General features: G+C 65.0%; 20 protein-coding genes and 1 riboswitch. Of the genes, 13 read left to right on the forward strand and 7 right to left on the reverse strand.

What is annotated here, in order from left to right; translation table 11 throughout:
• Position 1: 1 nt before the first annotated feature.
• Positions 2 to 466, reverse strand: coding sequence for a hypothetical protein (locus DK366_RS16860; RefSeq protein ID WP_232821091.1), 465 nt, complete (start codon positions 464 to 466; stop codon positions 2 to 4).
• Positions 467 to 541: 75 nt separating this feature from the next.
• Between DK366_RS16860 and trxC the strand changes: the two genes are divergently transcribed.
• Entirely contained in the window at positions 542 to 979 is a 438-nt protein-coding gene (gene trxC / locus DK366_RS16865; RefSeq protein WP_109126735.1) for a thioredoxin TrxC, read from the forward strand.
• An 8-nt stretch (positions 980 to 987) separates the two neighbouring features.
• Here the strand turns inward: trxC and DK366_RS16870 are convergent, their stop codons facing one another.
• A complete protein-coding gene (locus tag DK366_RS16870; RefSeq protein WP_109126736.1) occupies positions 988 to 2,547 on the reverse strand; it encodes a YdiU family protein in 1,560 nt (519 codons plus the stop codon).
• A gap of 228 nt (positions 2,548 to 2,775) precedes the next feature.
• Between DK366_RS16870 and DK366_RS16875 the strand changes: the two genes are divergently transcribed.
• Positions 2,776 to 2,973: a hypothetical protein gene (locus DK366_RS16875; protein ID WP_109126737.1), complete on the forward strand. Its 198-nt coding sequence runs from the start codon at positions 2,776 to 2,778 to the stop codon at positions 2,971 to 2,973.
• Positions 2,974 to 2,990: 17 nt separating this feature from the next.
• Here the strand turns inward: DK366_RS16875 and DK366_RS16880 are convergent, their stop codons facing one another.
• The 3 genes from DK366_RS16880 to DK366_RS16890 are packed head-to-tail and all read right to left on the reverse strand — an operon-like array spanning position 2,991 to position 5,694.
• Positions 2,991 to 3,704 (reverse strand): 16S rRNA pseudouridine(516) synthase, encoded by a 714-nt coding sequence (locus DK366_RS16880; protein WP_109126738.1) that lies wholly within the window; start codon positions 3,702 to 3,704, stop codon positions 2,991 to 2,993.
• Positions 3,701 to 4,768, reverse strand: coding sequence for a class I SAM-dependent methyltransferase (locus DK366_RS16885; protein WP_109126739.1), 1,068 nt, complete (start codon positions 4,766 to 4,768; stop codon positions 3,701 to 3,703). The genes DK366_RS16880 and DK366_RS16885 overlap by 4 nt, the downstream gene beginning before the upstream one ends.
• A gap of 32 nt (positions 4,769 to 4,800) precedes the next feature.
• Positions 4,801 to 5,694 (reverse strand): pseudouridine synthase, encoded by an 894-nt coding sequence (locus DK366_RS16890; RefSeq protein WP_109126740.1) that lies wholly within the window; start codon positions 5,692 to 5,694, stop codon positions 4,801 to 4,803.
• A gap of 255 nt (positions 5,695 to 5,949) precedes the next feature.
• Here DK366_RS16890 and DK366_RS16895 point away from each other — a divergent pair, with 255 nt between their 5' ends.
• Positions 5,950 to 7,917 (forward strand): serine protease, encoded by a 1,968-nt coding sequence (locus tag DK366_RS16895; RefSeq protein ID WP_232821092.1) that lies wholly within the window; start codon positions 5,950 to 5,952, stop codon positions 7,915 to 7,917.
• A gap of 46 nt (positions 7,918 to 7,963) precedes the next feature.
• On the opposite strand, the gene DK366_RS16900 is transcribed toward DK366_RS16895, so the two are convergent.
• Positions 7,964 to 9,232 carry a multidrug effflux MFS transporter gene (locus DK366_RS16900; protein ID WP_109126742.1) on the reverse strand — a complete coding sequence of 423 codons (1,269 nt, stop codon included), beginning with the start codon at positions 9,230 to 9,232 and terminating at the stop codon, positions 7,964 to 7,966.
• A 94-nt stretch (positions 9,233 to 9,326) separates the two neighbouring features.
• Positions 9,327 to 9,410: riboswitch (Fluoride riboswitch) on the forward strand.
• 75 nt (positions 9,411 to 9,485) lie between these two features.
• On the opposite strand from DK366_RS16900, the gene crcB reads away from it, so the two are divergent.
• The 10 genes from crcB to DK366_RS16950 all read left to right on the forward strand — a co-directional run bounded on the left by crcB (position 9,486) and on the right by DK366_RS16950 (position 18,670).
• Positions 9,486 to 9,869 (forward strand): fluoride efflux transporter CrcB, encoded by a 384-nt coding sequence (crcB, locus tag DK366_RS16905; protein WP_109126743.1) that lies wholly within the window; start codon positions 9,486 to 9,488, stop codon positions 9,867 to 9,869.
• 8 nt (positions 9,870 to 9,877) lie between these two features.
• Positions 9,878 to 10,222: a DUF190 domain-containing protein gene (locus DK366_RS16910; RefSeq protein ID WP_109126744.1), complete on the forward strand. Its 345-nt coding sequence runs from the start codon at positions 9,878 to 9,880 to the stop codon at positions 10,220 to 10,222.
• Between the two features lie 53 nt (positions 10,223 to 10,275).
• Positions 10,276 to 11,394: a cyclopropane fatty acyl phospholipid synthase gene (gene cfa / locus DK366_RS16915; protein WP_109126745.1), complete on the forward strand. Its 1,119-nt coding sequence runs from the start codon at positions 10,276 to 10,278 to the stop codon at positions 11,392 to 11,394.
• Between the two features lie 122 nt (positions 11,395 to 11,516).
• On the forward strand, positions 11,517 to 12,392 hold the full coding sequence (locus DK366_RS16920) for a TraB/GumN family protein (RefSeq protein ID WP_109126746.1): 876 nt from the start codon (positions 11,517 to 11,519) through the stop codon (positions 12,390 to 12,392).
• A gap of 250 nt (positions 12,393 to 12,642) precedes the next feature.
• The gene (gene parC, locus DK366_RS16925; RefSeq protein ID WP_109126747.1) at positions 12,643 to 14,880 is read left to right on the forward strand and encodes a DNA topoisomerase IV subunit A; all 2,238 of its coding nucleotides are present in this window, start codon (positions 12,643 to 12,645) and stop codon (positions 14,878 to 14,880) included.
• A 187-nt stretch (positions 14,881 to 15,067) separates the two neighbouring features.
• On the forward strand, positions 15,068 to 15,601 hold the full coding sequence (locus DK366_RS16930) for a hypothetical protein (RefSeq protein ID WP_109126748.1): 534 nt from the start codon (positions 15,068 to 15,070) through the stop codon (positions 15,599 to 15,601).
• Positions 15,602 to 15,809: 208 nt separating this feature from the next.
• Entirely contained in the window at positions 15,810 to 16,649 is an 840-nt protein-coding gene (locus tag DK366_RS16935) for an alpha/beta fold hydrolase (RefSeq protein WP_109126749.1), read from the forward strand.
• Positions 16,650 to 16,658: 9 nt separating this feature from the next.
• Entirely contained in the window at positions 16,659 to 17,024 is a 366-nt protein-coding gene (locus DK366_RS16940; RefSeq protein WP_109126750.1) for an EamA family transporter, read from the forward strand.
• A 1-nt stretch (position 17,025) separates the two neighbouring features.
• Positions 17,026 to 17,469, forward strand: coding sequence for an EamA family transporter (locus tag DK366_RS16945; protein ID WP_109126751.1), 444 nt, complete (start codon positions 17,026 to 17,028; stop codon positions 17,467 to 17,469).
• Position 17,470: 1 nt separating this feature from the next.
• On the forward strand, positions 17,471 to 18,670 hold the full coding sequence (locus tag DK366_RS16950; RefSeq protein ID WP_109126752.1) for a DegT/DnrJ/EryC1/StrS family aminotransferase: 1,200 nt from the start codon (positions 17,471 to 17,473) through the stop codon (positions 18,668 to 18,670).
• Positions 18,671 to 18,770: 100 nt separating this feature from the next.
• Here DK366_RS16950 and DK366_RS16955 read toward each other — a convergent pair whose 3' ends face one another.
• The gene (locus DK366_RS16955; RefSeq protein WP_109126753.1) at positions 18,771 to 19,586 is read right to left on the reverse strand and encodes a type II CAAX endopeptidase family protein; all 816 of its coding nucleotides are present in this window, start codon (positions 19,584 to 19,586) and stop codon (positions 18,771 to 18,773) included.
• Positions 19,587 to 19,590 lie beyond the last annotated feature (4 nt).

Genomic DNA, 19,590 nt, shown 5'->3' on the forward strand with positions numbered 1-19,590 from the left:
GTCACGGCGCGGACCACGGCCACCAGCTGCCGAGTTGTCGCGCGTAACGATCGGCGGCGCGCTCGAAGCGATTGCGCACGCTGATGCCGCCGCAAAGTAGATAGAGCGGCAGGAACAGGGGCCCCAGCACCATGTACTGGTACACGTGGGCGCGTTCGTGGTCTGCCAGCGAAATGCAGGGCTCGTCGCCGCGCCCTGCGCGATGCGCATAGGTAAAACACGGCGTGTCGAGCATTTCGCAGGAATAGAGGATCACGTTGCCCAGGGTGAGCGCGCCGCCGCAGCCTCGGTGAGGCATGTGGCGAAAACCCAGCGCGCACTCGCGACGGCGCCACTCGGGCCGTGCACCCCACGGCATGCAGGCCACGCCGGCGAGCAAGCCCAGCGCGCTGTTGGGCAACGTCCAGAGCGCGCCCACCACCAACGCATACCATGGGCTGGCGGACGGGGTTTTCAGCTGCTGCACAGGGCGGCTCCCTTGTTTCATCGTGTAGCGGGCACCATCTGACGCAACATCGAGTCTTGGCCAACGAGGCCTGCCATGTCCACCGCGCTGACGATTCCCTGCCCCCACTGTTCCGCCTTGAACCGCGTGCCTGAAGAGCGCCTGGGTGAACACCCGGTGTGCGGACGCTGCAAACACGCGCTGTTCGACGGCAAGCCCGCCACGCTGACCACCGCAAACTTCGATGCCGTGGCAACGCGGGGCGACCTGCCCGTGGTGATCGACTTCTGGGCGCCCTGGTGCGGCCCGTGCGTAGGCTTTGCGCCGGTATTTGCCGAGGCCGCAAAAAGCCTGGAACCGCAGCTGCGCCTGGCCAAGGTGGATACCGAGGCCGAACCCGCCTTGGCGCAGCGTTTCGGCATTCGCAGCATTCCCACGCTGCTGGTGATGCGCGGCGGCCGCGAAATTGCACGCCAGGCCGGCGCAATGAATGGCATGCAGCTGCGCCAGTTCCTCGCCAACACGTTGCGTTGAGCAGCTCGCTACGAGCTGCAGGACAACATGGAGCAACCGGCTTTGTGCATGGCCCAGTCGGGTCGCTTTTGCGCGTAGCGCTCGCGGCCCGGTTGATCGTCATACGGCCTGCGCATCACGTCGAGCAGCTCGCTGATGCCGGCGTAGTCGCCCTGCATGGACCGGTCAATCGCCTCCTGCGCCAGGTAGTTGCGCATCACATACCGCGGATTGGCTGACTGCATGACCGCCAGGCGCTGCTCACCGGACCAGGTGTCCTGCCGCACACGCGCCGCGTAATTCTGCAGCCACGCAAGGAACGCGGGTTCGAACTGCAGGCGCTTCGCTTCGTCGTAGAACGCATCCTGCAACGGCGCCAGCGACGGACTGGCAGGATCGACATCGGCCAGCGCGCGGAAAAACAGCGTCATGTCGACGTCTGCCTCGGCCAGCAACGTGTGCAACTCGCGCATGCGTTCGACGTCATCGTCCTCGCACGCGGCGAGGCCGAGTTTCGCGGCAATGTGGGCGCGGTCTTCCTGCGCGTAGACCGCAGCGTAACGATCCAGCCCTGCCTGCAGCGGTTCCGTGCCGCTGAACAGCGGCGCCAGCGCCATGGCGAGGCGACTGAGGTTCCACCACGCCACATTCGGTTGCTGGCCAAAGCGATAGCGGCGGCGGCCGGCATCGGTGGTATTGGGCGTCCACTCCGGATCGAAGTTGTCGATCCATCCGTACGGACCGTAGTCGACGGTGAGCCCGAGAATGGACATGTTGTCGGTGTTCATCACGCCATGCACGAAACCCACGCGCATCCAGTTCGCCACCGTGCGCGCAGTGCGCTCGCACACCTGCGCGAACCACTCGGCGTAAAGCGCCTCGCCCTCGCCTTCCAGTTCCGGGTAGTCACGCGCGATGGTGAAGTCCACCAGTTGCCGCAACAGCGCCAGGTCGCCACGCGCCGCCGGTAATTCGAAGTGACCGAAGCGGATGAAGGACGGTGCCACGCGGCACACGATGGCGCCCGGTTCTTCCTGGGGATGGCCGTCGTAGAACATGTCGCGGACCACCGCGTCCCCCGTCACCACCAGGCTCAACGCGCGCGTGGTTGGCACGCCCAGGTGATGCATGGCTTCACTGCAAAGGAATTCCCGGATCGACGACCGCAACACGGCACGCCCGTCCGCGCCACGGGAATACGGCGTACGCCCCGCGCCCTTCAACTGAAGCTCCCAGCGCTGCCCGCCGGATGCGAGCACCTCGCCCAGCGAGATGGCCCGGCCATCGCCCAGCTGGTCGGCCCACACGCCGAACTGATGGCCGCCGTAGTTGGTCGCGAAGGGCTGCATGCCGTCCAGCAGCGCGTTCCCGCCCAGCACCTGGGCCATCGTGGGACCTTCCATGTCGGTGGCATCCAGGCCCAACGCGTCCGCCATTTCCCGCGACCACGCCACCACCCGTGGCGACGCCACCGGCGTGGGATCCACGCGGGAGTACGCGGCGGCAAGAACCTGCCTGGGGCGGCTGCCCTGCTCCGGGTCCATGGGCAGCTGGTTCACGAAGGCGTTGTCGAAGGTCAAATCGAGCATGGGCGCACATTGCAATCGAAAGGGGAAAAATGACCTTCCCGCGCAGCGGAAAGCCGAACCGGCGCTGAAACCGCGCAGGATATTGCGTCGTTCATCATTGTGAATACCGTGATGACGGTCACAAAGGTTTTGCGACGCCGTTCAGTGCCTATTGGCATTTGTGTATTGCCTGTGAAGCTGGTTATATGCGTCCTGAACGGCCACGCAGGGGTGGTCGGGAGCCAAAACATGCACATGCTTCTCGCCCGTTCCGCGCTCGAACGCGGAATGCAGCTGGTAGCAGGGATGCTCAATCATCGGGACACGTCGGACGTCCGCAACCACCGTCAGGACCCTAACCAGTTTCACCTGGTGTCCTGGCAGCCCGGCGCGCATTCTCGTCGCGAAGATGAGCTTGCCCGTCAACGCCAGAACCAGTTCGGCTGAAACGTAAAACCGCCTGCTCAGTCCTGTGCAGGCGGTTCAAAGATGCGCGCGATTTCGCGATCTTCAAGCGCGCGCCACTCGCCGGGCGGCAGGTCGTCCATCGTCAATGCCCCGACGGACACGCGCGTCAACGCGTCCACGTGGTTTCCCGTGGCCGCGAACATGCGCCGCACCTGGTGGTAACGCCCCTCGGTCAGCGTAAGGCGGGCACGCCTGGGACCCAGTACCTGGAGCACCGCCGGCTCCAGTGGCTCCTTCTCCGACTCAAGCATCATCGTGCCGCTGGCGAACAGCTCGCCTTCATCGCCACGCAGGTCGCTGGCCAGAGTGGCCTCGTAGACCTTGGCCACCTGCGACTTGGGCGAAATGATCCGATGCAGCATGGCGCCGTCGTCGGTGAAGAGCAGCAGGCCCGATGTCTCGCGATCAAGGCGTCCTACCGTGGACAACGCAGGATCGCGCACGCGATAGCGTGGCGGCAGCAGGTCGTAGACGACGCGCCCGATGTCCTTGCGCGAACAGGTAGCGCCCAGCGGCTTGTTCATCATCAACACGATGCCTGACGGCGGATCGAGCGGTTCGTCGTCAATGCGGATGTGTTCGTGCGGCACCTTGTCGTCGGCGTAGAGCACCTCGCCGTCCGGATCGGTGATGCGTCCTTCGCGGAACATCAGCGCGACTTCCTTGCGGCTGCCGTAGCCGAGATTGGCAATGAGCTTGACCAGTTTCATGCGCGTACTCCGCGAGCTTCGATCACCTTGAAACCGTCTTGCGTTACCACCGTGCGTACCTCGTTGAAACGAGAGGCCAAGGTGGCCTCGTAGGGAAGATGACGATTGGCCACCAGCCAGAGCCTGCCGTGCGGCAGCAAGGCATGGGCGGCGGCATCGATAAAGGCGCGCCCCAGATCCGGCAGGTCGGCGCGACCTTGATGAAACGGCGGATTGCTCACCACGACGTCGTAGCGCCCCGGCAGGCCTCTTGTCACGTCATGCCAGTGGACATGAAACGAAACGTCGCGACCGCTATCGCGTTGTGCACGCTCCAGGTTCTGTCGCGCAGGCTCCAGCGCACGCGCCTCGGCCTCGAAAAGATCGATGGACACCACCGCCGGGCAAAGCGCGATCAACTGCGTCGAAAGGTAGCCGTAGCCCGCGCCGATATCGGCCACCCTGCCCGACAGATCCGTAGGCAAATGGGCCGCCAGCAGCGCCGAAGCCGTATCCACCCGATCCCATGCAAACAGGCCGGGCCGACTGATGAAGCCGGCATCGTTGCTGCGTGGCGTGTCGAGCGCGGTCCAGGCATCGAGCAGCGCGCGATCCACATGAGCATCGGAAGCCCGGGTCCAGAACACCCGGCATTTGTGCTTGGAAAGCTGGTTCAACGGCCCCGCCAGCTGCGCAAGATCGCTCTCCGCCGATTTCGCGCCTTCCGCGTTCGGCACGGCGGCCAGCACCACGCCACCTTCTTCCACGCGATGCAGTGCCTGCGCGAACAAGGCGCGCGCTTCGTCGCGCTGCCGCGGCGGCAGCACGAGCACCAGCGGAAACCGACGCTCGCTGCCGGGCGGCTCGACCTTCAGGCCGCTGACCTCAAGCGCCTCGGCGAACGGCTTGAAACCCTGCTCGCATACCCATCCCTTGCCCGCCATTTCGCGCAACCGGACCCCGTCGCGCGCGCGCAGGAACAACACGCGCCCGTCCGCCGGCAACGCCAGGGCGCCGGTCTCGAACGGAACGAACAAGGCCTCCAGCGCTGCATCCGGGGCAGCGGGGGCGAACGAAGGGCGCATCAGGCAGACGGTCCGGTGGCGGGCCGCCTATGTTACCAACCGAGGCCCGGGGCGGGTGTCAGCAGCGACAGCTCGCTTTCGAATTCACGCGGCATGCCGCTCAGCGGGTCAAGGAAAGACAAACGACGCGCCAGCAATTGCAGCGGGTGCGCATGGTCATCAGGCCGAGGTTCCGGCAGGTCCGGATAAAACGGATCGTGCAGGATCGGCGCTCCCAGCGCGGCCATGTGCACACGCAATTGGTGCTTTTTGCCCGTCACGGGCTGCAAGGCATATCGCCAGTGCGTGTCGAAGCGTTCCAGCACGTCGAAGTGCGTCTCGCTGTTGGGTGCACCCGGTACTTCGTGCATGCGGAAGAACGGTTCGCCCGCCTCGATGCGCGAGCGCCGCACCAGCGGAAACGACAGATGCGGCAGCGGCGCCGCCCATGCCTCGTAGGTCTTCTCGATGCGACGCTGGCGGAACAACGACTGATACGCATCGCGGCTCGCCGGATCGGCGGAAAACATCACCAGTCCCGCCGTGTGCCGATCGATGCGATGCAGCGGCACCAGGTTCTCATTGCCCAGCGTGCGGGTCAGTCGCGCCAGCACGGTTTCTTCCACGAAGCCGCCGGCCGGCGTGACGGGCAGGAAGTGGGGCTTGTCCACCACCACGAGGTGCGCGTCCACGTGCAGCAGCGTTTCGTGGAACGGAATGGGGACTTCCGTGGGTACTTCGCGGAAATACCGCACGCACAAGCCCACGCGATAGGGCGTGTCGGCAGGCAACGGTTGCCCGGACTCGTCCTGTACGCGGCCGCGGGCGAAGCGGTCTTCCCAGGTGGCCCGGTCAATGCGCGGAAACAACGCACACAAGCCTTCCAGCACCGTGCCCCACGATCCGGGCGGCAGGTGAACAGTGCTGGCGGCGGGCGAGCGGGACATGGGGAACTCATTCCAAAGCGATGGGGCAGCTTAAGGCTGTACGGCGAATTTGTGACGGAATCCTGCTTGCCGCGTAACGGCCACAGGTCATCGGTATGACTTCCGGCGTACACCGTTCCATGCCATCACGCGTTGGCTAAACTCGCGGATGAACGGGTATGGCGCCACCCCAGCGCGCCGACAATTGAGACGAGGCAGCACATGGAAAAGCCGGCAACACGTGCTCGGCAAGCGCTAGGTTCGAAACCCTCCGGCATGCGACGTGCCCTGTGGCTGGCCGGCCTGGCCATGGCCGCCGTCTCGCCATTGCACGCGGCGACGATGGACCCCGCCGTGTTGCCCCGGGTACAGGCGGCCACGTTCGAGGTTGTCATTCCCAAACCGGTGAAAGATCCGCTCAGCTACGAGAAGCCGCTGCCCTTCGACCAGCTGCCGTACCAGCAGCGCACGGACAAGTTCTACTCGGTGGGCACGGCCTTCGCGATCGGCGAGAACCGCTATGTCACCGCCGGCCACGTGTTGTCGCTGGGCATCGACAGCCTGATGGGCGAACCAGCCTTGCGTGACGCCGCCGGCCACGTCTACGCCATCGACAAGGTCACGCGCTACTCGCTGCATGAAGACTTCGTCGAGTTCTCGCTGAAAGACCCGCCGAAGGTCGCACCGCTGGCGGTCAACACGCAGCCGGACGTGAACCAGGTGGTCTACGCCGTGGGTAACGCATTGGGCACGGGCATCGTGATCCGCGATGGCCTCTACACTTCGCAGACGCCGGAAGACCAGGACGGGCGCTGGAAATGGCTGCGTTTCTCGGCGGCGGCCTCGCCCGGCAACAGCGGCGGCCCGTTGCTGGACAAGGACGGCAAGGTCATTGGCGTCGTGGTGATGAAATCGCCGGACGAAAACCTCAACTACGCGCTGCCCATCGACCTGGTGCTGAAGGCACCGGAAAACATCGCGTCCATCGATACGCGCGAGAGCTATCAGCTCGACGTCATCGAGGACAAGCACACCGGCGACTTCAAGGCACAGTTCCCGTTGCCCAAGAGTTTTGCGGACTTCAGCGCGGCGTACCAGAAATTGCACAACGCCGACGTCGACCAGAAGCGGCATGAGCTGTTGACGGAAAACGCCGCCACCATGTTCCCCAACGGCCCCGGCGCAAGCCGTCTGCTGCACGTGAACTCCGACGCCAACCCGTTCCCCACCCTGCTCCACCGCAACAGCAACGGCAACTGGGTGACCAGCAAGGTCGCCGAGAACAAGGCGGTGCTTCCGCACAACGGTTATGTCAGCCGTGCCATCGTGGGCCAGCAGGTGATGTTCCATCTGCGCAAGCCCGACGACGTCACCAGCAAGCAGCTGTACGGCGATTCGAAGGTCTTCATGGACCTGGTGCTGAAGGGTGCGCCGATGCAGCGGCGCGTGGGCACGGAAAGCGTCAAGATCACCTCGCTTGGCGAGCCCACGCTGAGCGCCAGTTTCACGGACAACTACCAGCGTCGCTGGCAGATCCGCGAATGGCCGATGGCGTACGACAACGGCCTGATCGTCGCTTTCCTGCTGCCGGTACCCGACGGTTACTCCGCCATGGTGCGCGTCACCAGCAACCGCACCGAACACGAAGACATGAGCGACCTGAAGCAGCTCGCCAACTTCGTGGACGTGTCCTACAGCGGCACGCTGGCGCAGTGGAAGGAGTTCCTCGCCAACACCGAACTGCTGCCCAGCGTGCTGTCCGACATCGCCATTCGCTTCAACTACGGCGACGACTTCAAGTACCAGTCCAAGCGCATCGGTTTCGCGTACACGCCCTCGCTGCAGAAGATCGATGCCGACAGCGAACTGGTACTCGGCATGTCCTACTTCCAGGACCACGGCAAGACGGTGTGGGACGTGTCGAAGGTGGAAGTGAAATCCAACATCGACAACGCCGAGCACGTGAGCGTGAACCGTCACGTAGCACCGTCGGACGATCTGGACGACAGCTTCCGCAATCACTGGGGCAAGATCGTCAATCGCAGCCATCCGGATGATGGCGTGCCGTACAGCGAAAACGACATGACGTACATCGGCACGGTCGGTGGCACGCAGGTCAGCGCCGACAAGAAGCCGGATGTGCTCTACACCGCGTTCTACGGCGTGGACGGCCCACGCCCCGAAGACGCCATGAAGGGCAAGCTCAACCAGTTGCTGGACAAGCTGCAGGTCAACGAGCACTGAGCCACCAGGTGCGGGGCCATGGCGCCCCGCACTTTCTCCCGGGCCATCAACGCGGCTCGGTGATTTCCGTCTGGAGCTCCACTTCCACCTCGGCCGTGGCGTCGTGCGGAACGCGCGGCTTGCCGGTAAGCCGGTGATACCAGCGCCAGCCGAACCAGCCCGCTACCGTGAGCGCCGTGGCGCCCAGTGCCAGGTTCACCATGTGGCCGGACAACAGCGGCGACAGCACGCCGGCGACCACTGCGCAAAGCATCAGGCTGCAGAACGCCTGCACCGATGATGCGCCGCCACGACGATGCGGAAAGCGGTCCAGCAGCAACAGCGTCAAGGTGGGAAATGCGAGCTGCACGCCGATGCCGTGCACGATCAGCGGCAGCATGGACCACGGCAGCACCGGCTCGGGCGTGATAAGCGCCGCCGCCAGATGCAATGCACACGCGAGCAACATGGCGCCATAGCCCAGGTTCACCGTGTAGACCACGCTGCGACGGTTGGCCATGCGCCCGGACAACCATGCGCCGATCATCAGGCCGATCACGGTGGGCAGGAACAGCCACGGAAAGCCCTGCGCCGACAGATGCAGCAGGTCGCGAATGATGTGCGGTGCCGATGCAATGTAGAGAAACAATCCCGCGAAATTCACCGTGCACGCCAACAGCAAAGGCCAGAACGGTCGGTCCTTGCCGAAGCTCACGTAACCGCGCACCAGCGTGCTGGCATTGAACGGCGTGCGTGCCTCGGGCGGATGGGTTTCGTCCAGATACAGCATCAACGCCACGGCCAGGAAAGCCGTGAACGCCATCAATACCCAGAAGATGCCGTGCCAGCCGTTGAGGAACAGCAGTTGTGCGCCAACGATGGGCGCGATCACCGGGGCCACGCTGAAGATCATCATCACGCGCGACATCAGCTGTTGCGCGGCCGCGCCTTCCAGGCTGTCGCGCACAATCGCGCGCCCCACCACCAGGCCCGCACCCGCACACACACCCTGCAACGAACGGCAGGCCAGCAGCATGCCGTAGGACGTGGACAACGCCGCACCAGCCGACGCCAGCGAATACACCAGCATGCCCGCGACGATCACCGGCTTGCGCCCGATGGCATCAGAAATGGCACCGTGGAACAGGCTCATCACGGCGTAGGTGATCAGGTACATGCTGATCATCTGCTGCAGACCGGTGCTGTCCACGCCGAAGCGCTCGCCGATCAGCGGGAACGCCGGGAACACGGCATCGATCGAGAACGGGCCGATCATGGACAGGCCCGCCAGCAGCCACGGCAGGCTGCGCCGGACGGGGCGCGGGGTGGATGTCATGGGCATGGCACGGCGGGGGCGAGGTGCGCCGAGTATAGCGGCGCCCCCTGCACACCCGAGCCATGACGTCCGGGGGATCTTCCGTTACGATCCATTCGCACAGGGAGATGGCATGCCTCCCGCTCGGGCCAGGTGCCTCAGGGCGAACCACCTTCGGGTTGATGATGCCTGCACCGCCGGACTTCCCGGGGCGCAGGCTCGTGCCTGTGTCCGGAACGTCCTTCGTGATGGTGCTTCAGCAGGAGACGACGACGTGGGCTGGACCGGTTTTCTCGCCGTAGGCGTCGGGGGCGTGCTGGGCTGCTGGCTGCGCTGGGTGCTCGGCGTGATGCTCAACCCCATCTTTCCTACCGTGCCGCTGGGCACGCTGGCCGCGAACCTTATCGGTGGCCTGTTGATGGGCGTAGTGCTTGGGGGGTTCGATCATTTCCAGACTTTGTCGCCGGAACTGCGGCTGTTCTGCGCCACCGGTTTTCTGGGCGGACTCACCACTTTCTCTACCTTTTCCGCCGAATCCACCACCTTGTTACTGCGCCAGCAGTACCTTTGGTTCAGTGGCCACGTGGCGCTGCACCTGGTGGGCTCCATCGTGATGACCATCTCCGGCATCGCACTTACCCGCGCCGTGCTGCGCTAGGAGGCCCCATGGAAACCACACAGCAAGGCGTCCTGCTGATCTTCTATACCCATGCGCGCGCCCGTCACGACGGCAAGCTGGTGTTCGAGTGGCTGCTTGAACATGCCCGCAAGCACGGCATCGGCGGCGGCTCGGCGTTTCGTGCCGTGTGCGGCTTCGGCCGGCACGGCGTGCTGCGTGAAGAACAGTTCTTCGAGCTGGCCGACGACCTGTCCGTCAAAGTGGAATTCCTGCTGTCCGAAGCCAAGGCGCATGAGCTGGTGGAGACCGTCCGCAAGAGCCGCGTCGACGCAGTGTATGCAATCGCTGCCGCAAGCTTTGGAACGTTGGGGAAAATCCCGGGAGCCGGCTGACCTGCCCGCCCGCTCCCGTCCGGCCACGCATCGTCACCTGCCACGAGGAACGCATGAGCCAGGATTCACTGAAGGCACGCGCTGCCAGCCTGCTTGAACATGCCGGCATTCTGCTGAATGGGTCGCGCCCCACCGACATGCATGTGCACGACGATCGCGTGTATCCCCGCGTGTTCGCGCACGGCTCGCTCGGGCTTGGCGAAAGCTACATGGACGGCTGGTGGGACAGCGACGACCTGCCCGGCATGTTCACCCACATCCTCAGCGCGCAGCTGGACGCCGAACTGAAAACCCTGGACACGCTGCTGGCGCATTTGAAGGCGCGCTTCATCAACCTTCAGCGAGGCGAGCACGCGTTCGAGATCGGTAAGGTCCATTACGACCTGGGCAATGATCTGTTCCAGGCCATGCTGGGCAAACGGATGGTGTATTCGTGCGGCTACTGGGCGCAGGCGAACAACCTGGACGACGCGCAGGAAGCCAAGCTCGACCTGATCTGCCGCAAGCTGCGCCTGCATCCGGGACAGCGTGTGCTGGACATCGGCTGCGGCTGGGGCGAGGCGCTGAAATTCGCAGCGGAGCATTACGGTGTGCAGGGCGTGGGTATCACCGTGTCGCAGGAGCAGGCCGCGTTTGCGCGCGAGCTGTGCGACGGCCTGCCCATCGATATTCGCCTGCAGGATTACCGCGAACTCAACGAACCCTTCGATGCCATTTTTTCCATCGGCATGTTCGAGCACGTGGGCGCGCTCAATTACCGCACCTACTTTGAAATGGCGCGGCGCTGCCTGCGCAGCGATGGCTTGTTCGTGCTGCATTCCATCGGCAGCAACGGCACACCCAGCCGGCCGGATCCGTGGATCGAGAAGTACATCTTCCCCAACTCCATGATTCCCGCCGCCAGCCAGGTCACCGAAGCACTGCAGAACCTGTTCGTGGTGGAGGACTGGCACAACTTCGGCGCCGACTACGACCTCACGCTTACCTCGTGGCGAGCCAATTTCGACGCGGCATGGCCTACGCTTTCGGCGAACTACGACGACCGCTTCCGCCGCATGTGGCGTTTCTACCTGGCCGTGTCCGCCGCGGTGTTCCGCAGCCGCCGAGACCAGCTGTGGCAACTCACGCTGAGTCCCCATGGCGTGCAGGGCGGCTATCGCGTGCCGCGCTGAAACAGCTTGCAGCAAGCCAGTTCGCGCACGATAGTGCTCAGATCGGCGGGCCGGATGGCCTTGGCCCGCCCAGAGCCCGCAGGCTCCAAAAACACGTGGTCCGCCCTCACCCGGGATTCCCCTTGAAACTGTTTCGTCGATTTGCCGCCGCCCTGGCCCTCAATCTGTTGCTGGTCGCCCTGGCCTCGGCGCAGCCTGCGCTGTGGGTCGCCAGGAACGATCACGCCACCATCTACCTGTTCGGCACCGTGCACCTGCTGCCTTCGGATACGAACTGGAAATCGGCGACGCTGGACAAGGCGCTGGACGAAAGCCAGCGCCTGAGCATCGAGATCGTCGATGACGACTCCAGCTCCATGCAAACGCTGGTGATGCAGCACGGCCTGGATCTCAGCGCACCGCTGTCGAGCAAACTCGACGACAAGGACCGCACCGAGCTGGAACAGGCTGCCGAAACCGCCAAGCTTCCCGGCGGTCTTGCCGCCTTGCAGCCCATGCGCCCGTGGCTGGCCGCGCTCACGCTCACCATGGCACCGCTGATGCAGGCCGGGCTGGACCCGAACCAGGGCGTGGACAAGCTGATCAAGGCCCGCATGCAGCAGGCCGGCAAGCCCATCGACGGTCTGGAAACCGCCGAAAAGCAGATCCGCATGCTGTCGGACCTGCCCGAAGACATGCAGCTGGATTTCCTCCGCCAGTCGTTCAAGGACGTGGCCGACGGCCCCGCCAAATTGCGCGAACTGATCGATGCCTGGCGCAACGGCGACACCGCCGCCATCGCCCGCATCGAAGACGAGGACCTGCGCAAGGAGAGTCCCATGCTCTACCAGCGCCTGATCGTGGAACGGAACCAGGCGTGGGCGAAGATCATCGCCGAGCGCATGCAGCAGCCGGGCGTCAGCTTCGTCGCCGTGGGCGCTGGCCACCTGGCCGGCCCGGACAGCCTGCAGGAGCAGCTGCGCAAGCTGGGCGTGGAAACCACGCGCATACAGAAGTAACTCGGGCTGGCCATGCCCTCCCTGTAGGAGCGCGCTTGTGCGCGACCGGCGCACGCCAGCCAGCCAAGGCCACCGGCTGGTCGCCCCATCTGTTCGCCGCAGCAAGGCCCCCACCCGGTCGCGCACAAGTGCGCTCCTACATAAGAAACAACCGGCCGGGCTCGGTTACCCCTCGCCCCCCGATCCCCCTTTCTGGCACCATCCCCCGGTTAAGCGCGCCGCCCGCGCGCACGCCAACTGACGCAAGCCCATGAATCTGCAAGCCAATTTCGAACAGATCCCGCTCAAGGAGTACGCCGAGCGGGCGTATCTCGATTATTCGATGTACGTGGTGCTGGACCGCGCCCTGCCCTTCGTGGGCGATGGCCTGAAGCCGGTACAGCGCCGCATCGTCTACGCCATGAGCGAACTGGGCCTGGCCGCGTCGTCCAAGCCCAAGAAATCCGCCCGCACCATCGGCGACGTGATCGGCAAGTTCCATCCGCACGGCGACACCTCGTGCTACGAGGCGATGGTGCTGATGGCCCAGCCGTTCTCGTACCGCTACCCGCTGGTGGACGGCCAGGGCAACTTCGGTTCGCCGGACGATCCGAAAAGCTTCGCCGCGATGCGCTACACCGAGTCGCGCCTCAGCCCCATCGCCGAAGCGCTGCTGGGCGAACTGGGCCAGGGCACGGTCGACTGGGTGCCCAACTTCGACGGCACGCTGGAAGAACCCAGCTGGCTGCCGGCGCGCGTGCCGCACGTGCTGCTCAACGGCTCCATGGGCATCGCCGTGGGCATGGCCACCGACATCCCGCCGCACAACCTGCGCGAAGTGGTGAGTGCATGCATCCGCCTGCTGGATGATCCGGACGCCACCGTCGCGGACCTGTGCGAGCACATCCAGGGCCCGGACTACCCGACCGAAGCGGAAATCCTCACCCCGCGCAACGACCTGCTGGCCATGTACCAGAACGGCGTGGGCTCGGTGCGCGCGCGTGCCGTGTATCACGTGGACGAAGGCAACATCGTCATCACCGCGCTGCCGCACCAGGTCAGCCCGTCCAAGATCCTCGAGCAGATCGCCGCTCAGATGCGCGCGAAGAAGCTGCCGATGGTGGAAGACCTGCGCGACGAATCCGACCACGAGAACCCGATTCGCCTGGTGGTGGTGCCGCGTTCCAACCGCGTGGACGCATCGGAAGTGATGCAGCATCTCTTCGCCACGACGGATCTGGAAAAGAGCTTCCGCATCAACCTCAACATGATCGGCCTGGATGGCCGTCCGCAGGTGAAGGATCTCAAGCGCATCCTCAGCGAGTGGCTGAGCTTCCGCACGAGCACGGTCACCCGCCGCCTGGAACACCGCCTGGCCAAGGTCGAGCGCCGCCTGCACCTGTTGGAAGGTTTGCGCATCGCTTACCTCAACCTGGACGAGGTGATCCGCATCGTCCGCACCGAGGATGAGCCCAAGCAGGTATTGATGGCGCGCTTTGCGCTGAGCGAAGAGCAGACCGACTACATCCTCGAAACCAAGCTGCGCCAGCTGGCGCGCCTGGAAGAGATGAAGATCAATGCCGAACGCGATCAGCTGGAAGAAGAACGCGCACGCATCAACGTGTTGCTGAAATCGCCGGCCAAGCTCAAGGGCCTGATCAAGGAAGAACTGCGCGCCGACGCCGCCAAGTTCGGCGATGACCGCCGCTCGCCGCTGGTTCAGCGCGAAGCCGCGCAGGCGCTGGACGAAAGCGCACTGGTGGCCAGCGAACCGGTCACCGTGGTGCTGAGCCAGAAGGGCTGGATTCGCGCCGCCAAGGGCCACGACGTGGACGCCGACGGCCTCAACTACCGCGAAGGCGACAGCCTGCTCGCGGCGGTGAAGGCACGCACCACGCAGCAGATCGCGGTGATCGACTCCACCGGCCGCAGCTATTCCACGCCAGCGCACACGCTGCCGTCCGCACGCGGCAACGGCGACCCGCTCACTGGCCGCTTCAGCCCGCCGTCGGGAGCCAGCTTCGACGCGCTGACGGCCGGCGACAACGACACGCGCCTGATCCTGGCCACCGATCATGGCTACGGCTTCGTGACCCGCTTCGAGGCACTCACCGGCCGCAACAAGGCCGGCAAGCAGATCATCACGCTGGGCGATGGCGCCAGGGTGCTGGCACCGCAGGTCAGCGCCGATCCGGCACGCGACCGCATCGTGGTAGTCACCACCGAAGGTCACCTGCTGATGTTCTCCGTGGCCGAGCTGCCGGAACTGGACAAGGGCAAGGGCAACAAGCTGATCGACGTGCCCAAGGCCAAGCTGGCTGCTGGCATCAAGGTCGTTGGCGTAGCCGTGGTCACCGAAGGCAAGGGCGAAGTGACGCTCTATGCCGGCCAGCGCAAGCTCACGCTGAAGTGGGCCAACCTGGTCGAGTACGGCGGCAACCGCGCCACCCGCGGCGGTTTGTTGCCGCAGGGCCTGCGTCGCGTGGAGCGAATCGAGACCACGGGCTAAACACACCCTTGTAGGAGCGCACTTGTGCGCGACCGCTGTTTGCCGGCAGGTCTGCGGTCGCGCACAAGTGCGCTCCTACAGGGGAAATGGAACGGGAACTTCACTGCCAGAGGCAGGATCAAATCGGGATGTGTGCACACCGGCGACGGTGGCGCGTTATAAAGCCCACGTCCCCGGAGCGTTTCCCATGAAGATCGTCCGCACCACCGCTTTCCTCGCCGCCAGCCTGCTCGCGGCCACGGCCTGGGCCCAGAGTTCCGACCAGTCGCTCAACCTGAAGCTGCCGGCCAACCTGCCCGCCTCCAGCGCCAGCGCGGCAGCTCCGGCAAATACCGCTGCGCCCACCGACGCCAGCCGTGCGGCCAACGACGGTCGCGCCACGGCACAAGCCAGTGCACCGGCCAATGCCCAGGGCGCAGCCCAGAACGGCTCCTACACCAAGGACCCGCCGGGCACCTATTACGGCGACACCAGCGGCGCGCTGGGTGACACCCAGGCAGCCGCCGGCCCCGCCCCGGGCACCATCCAGTGCGATGACGCCACCTACAACCAGCCGCAGGTGCATGGCGCCGTCAGCACCGGCGTGGTCTCCGGCAATCACTTCAGCGGCGGCTACACCGGTGGCCAGGTCACCCTGAGCCAGGCCTTTGGCAGCTGCGAGCATCCCACTGGTGGCATGAGCATCTCCGTGGGTGGCACGCAGGGCCATTTCGGCCGCTGACACTTCCAAGGGCTTCAAGCCCACGCATCTTCCTTGAACGCCCCGCATGTCGGGGCGTTCTTGCGAGAAATGCCGCTAAATGGGAAGGAACGGCTCGAAAGTTCTTGGAAAGGGTGAGCCCTCACACTGGCTTCATGGTTTATTGTCACGTCTACAAGCGCGCCCAGCGCCGCATCACGGCTGCCGCCCACCGCCCCGGAGCTCCCCAGTGATCCAGAACGTCGAGTTCCGCTATGAAGGCGGTCGCAGCGGAGTGCTGCTCATTCACGGCCTTACCGGCACGCCGACCGAGATGCGCCTGCTCGGCAAGGGCCTGAACCGTGCGGGTTATTCCGTATACGGCATGCAGCTGGCTGGCCACTGCGGCGACGTGGACGACCTCCTGAAGACCGGCTGGAAAGACTGGTACGCCAGCGTGGAAGCCGCCGCCGACAAGTACCGCCACGAAGTGGATCACCTCTTCGTCGCCGGACTGTCGATGGGTGCGGTGTTGGCGCTCAAGCTTGCCGCCGAGCGTCCGGAATGGGTGAAGGGCGTGGGCGTGTACGGCGCCACCTTCCGCTATGACGGCTGGGCGATTCCGTGGATCGGCAAGTTCTCGTTCCTGCTGCCGTTCCTGCACAAGTTCGGCATCGGCAAGCACCGCATGGTGCACGAGGGCGAACCGTACGGCATCCGCGACGAGCGCCTGCGCGCGCAGATCAGCGGCGCCATGCTGAGCGGCGACAGTGCCGCCGCCGGCCTGCCGGGTAATCCGTGGCCGTCGCTGGGCGAGATGTACAACATGGCCGCCGTAGTGAAGCGCGACCTGCCCCGCGTCACCGCACCGTGCTTCATCGCACACGCCACGGAAGACGACATCGCCAGCATCGAGAACGCCCGCCTCGTGCAGCGTTCCGTGTCCGGCCCGGTGGAAACGCTGTGGCTGGAAGACAGCTACCACATGATCACGGTGGACCGGGAACGTCGCCTGCTGACCGATCGCTCGGCGGAATTCTTCCGCCAGATCGCCGCCACCTACGAACCTGCCGCGCGCGCTGCCGCCTGAGGACTCACGATGAGTCCCCTGGTTGTCGCGTTGTGGCTGCTTAACGTCACGCTCGATACCGTCGGCCAGCTGTCCTTCAAGGCAGCGGCCGGCGATCCGCGTGCGGGTGATGGTGTGGCGCGCTGGAAGTACATGGCGGCGCGCCCGTGGATCTGGATCGGCGTGCTGTCGTACGTCGCCGAATTCCTGGTGTGGATCGCGTTCCTGTCGCTGGTCGATCTGTCCGAAGGCGTGCTGCTCGGCTCGATCAACATCGTGGTGATCATGATTGCCGGCCGCATCCTGTTCAAAGAAAAGCTCACGCCGATGCGCGTGACCGGCATGCTGCTGGTGACAGCGGGCGTGGCGATTGTCGGCTTTGCCGGTGGTGGCTGACATGACGAAAAGCCTTGTTCGTTTCTACGCCATCGGCTTCACCATCCTGGTGTTGTTCGACACGCTGGTGCAGCTGAGTTTCAAATACGCCGGCGATCATGCCTTTCCGCCCGAAGCGAACTGGGCGTGGATCGTGCGCGTGTTTGGCCATCCGTGGATTTACGTCGCGGTGATCGGCTACGTCGGCAACTTCTTCACGTGGATGACATTGCTGAAGCACGCGCCCATCGGCCCGGCTTTCGCCGTCACGCATCTGGAAGTAGTGAGCGTGATGCTGTTCTCCGTGTGGCTGTTCCACGAACCACTGACGTTTGCGCGCATCCTGGGCGCCGTCACCATCGTGGCGGGCATCATCTGCCTCGCTTTTGCGGAAAGTGGCGCGCACCCGGAAGGCGACGCACCCACTGAAGCGAAGGGTGCGCTGGGCGTGGCCGCCGGAGATTGAGATGGCGCGCGAGCTGCCGCCCACTGCCGGACTGCCGCTGCGCCTGACCGACCTGTGGCCCGGCCACGCTCCGTTCGCGGAACGCGTGGCCGAATGGCTCGACGTCGATCACCTGCAACTGGAATGCTCGGGCACGGCCGCCATGGTGGTCGCCTTGCGCGCCATGCATCGCCTGCGCCCCCAACGCGACGAAGTGATCGTGCCTGCGTGGACCTGCCCGCTGGTGGCGCTCGCCATCCATCGCGCGGGACTCAGGCTGCGCCTGTGCGATCTCGCACCCGATCATTTCGACATGGATTTCGCCCAGCTCTGCACGCTGGCCGGTCCGCGCACGCTGGCCATCGTGCCGACGCATCTGGCCGGCCGCGTCGCCGACGTGAACGCGGCGCTGGACGTCGCGCACCGCGTGGGGGCCTATGTGCTCGAAGATGCGGCGCAGGCCCTGGGTGCGATGCAGAACGGGCGCAGCGTGGGTTTGCTGGGTGACGCGGGCTTCTTCAGCCTCGCCGTGGGCAAGGGCCTTACGCTGTTTGAAGGCGGCCTGCTGCTCACGCGCGATCCGGTGTTGCGCGATGCCTTTGTCGCGAGCCATCGCGAAACCATCCATCCAGACACGAAGATGGACTGGCAGCGCGCCCTGGAACTCATCGGCTACACGCTGGCCTATCGCCCTTCACTGCTCTCGCTGGCTTATGGACGGCCGTTGCGCAAGGCGCTGGCCGCGAACGATCCCGTCGCGGCCGTGGGTGACGATTTCGGACCGGACATCCCGCTCCACACGGTAAGCACGTGGCGCCAGGCCGTGGGGGCACGCGCGCTTCCGCGACTGCCTGCTTTCCTGGCGTCCACACGTACGCAGGCATTGCGCCGCGTGGAGCGACTGCGTCGCATCCCGAACATCACCGTGTTCGACGACGTGCCCGGCGCGCAAGGCGTCTGGCCCTTCCTGCTGCTCACGCTGCCGGATGAATCCAGACGGGATGCCGCGCTGAAGACCTTGTGGACCGCCGGGCTCGGTGTCAGCCGCCTGTTCATCCACGCGCTGCCCGACTACGGCTACCTGCGCGACATCGTCGCCGACACGCCGCTGCCCAACGCTCGCAGCTTCGCCGCGCGTTCGCTCACCATTACCAACAGCCCGTGGCTGGATGATGCAACGTTTGAAGCCATCTGCACCGAGCTGGAACGCGCCACGGCCTGAGCGCTGCCGAATAGTCATCCTGCGTCTCCAAGCCCTTGTGACGAGGCACTGGATTCCCGCCTTCGCGGGAATGACGGTGAGGAAGCATATCCACTGACGCTTAACGCAGCGTCGCCTCGGAGTGGGCTGCGCGCCTGCCACTGGAAAGAAACAACAGCGCGCCCACGCAAAGATTCAGGCACGGGCCGATGATCGACATCTCGAAACCCGACGGCACGCCTACGCCCATCATCGTCGCCGCATTCATCGCCGCATGCATCAGCACGCAAAGCAGGATGCTGCGCGTGCGGCTGTAGAGCCAGCCCAGCAACAAGGCGTTGCCCATCACGCCGATCAGGAACATGGCGAAACTTGCGTGGTACTGCGCGACACCCGGCATGAAGAAAAGCGGCAGGTGCCACAACGTCCAGATGGGACCGATCAGCAACGCGGCGCGGATGGAACCGATGGCACGCCCCCATTCCTCCTGCGCAATGCCGCGCCAGCCGAATTCCTCCAGGCCGCCGCCAATGATGGTCATCAGCAGATAGAGCGGAAACAGATACCACGGTTTGAAAGCCACGCCGGTCGCCAGCTCCGGCTTCAGTGCCACCGCCACGCCAATGGCCATGAATCCCAATGCCAATGGCAACCCCAGGGCCAGCAGGTACCAGGCCGGCGACACGCGCCAGCGCAGCACGCGCCGATTGAACTCGCTGAGCGGTGCTTCTTCCCGGGTGCGATACACGGCGACATAGGCGGCGATGGTGGGTCCCAGGCCGCCCAGCACGTACAGGGTCATGAAGGGCCACCTGCCGTACGTGGTGAAACCCGCCTGCGCCAGCGCCACCAGCGCCCACCACGCCAGCCATGTGATGCCAAAGGCGACAGCGAGAAAAATCAGCGCGCGACGACTGGCGGGAAACTGTTCGCTCATGCGT

The organism is Dyella sp. C11, from assembly GCF_003121485.1.
Lineage (GTDB): Bacteria > Pseudomonadota > Gammaproteobacteria > Xanthomonadales > Rhodanobacteraceae > Dyella.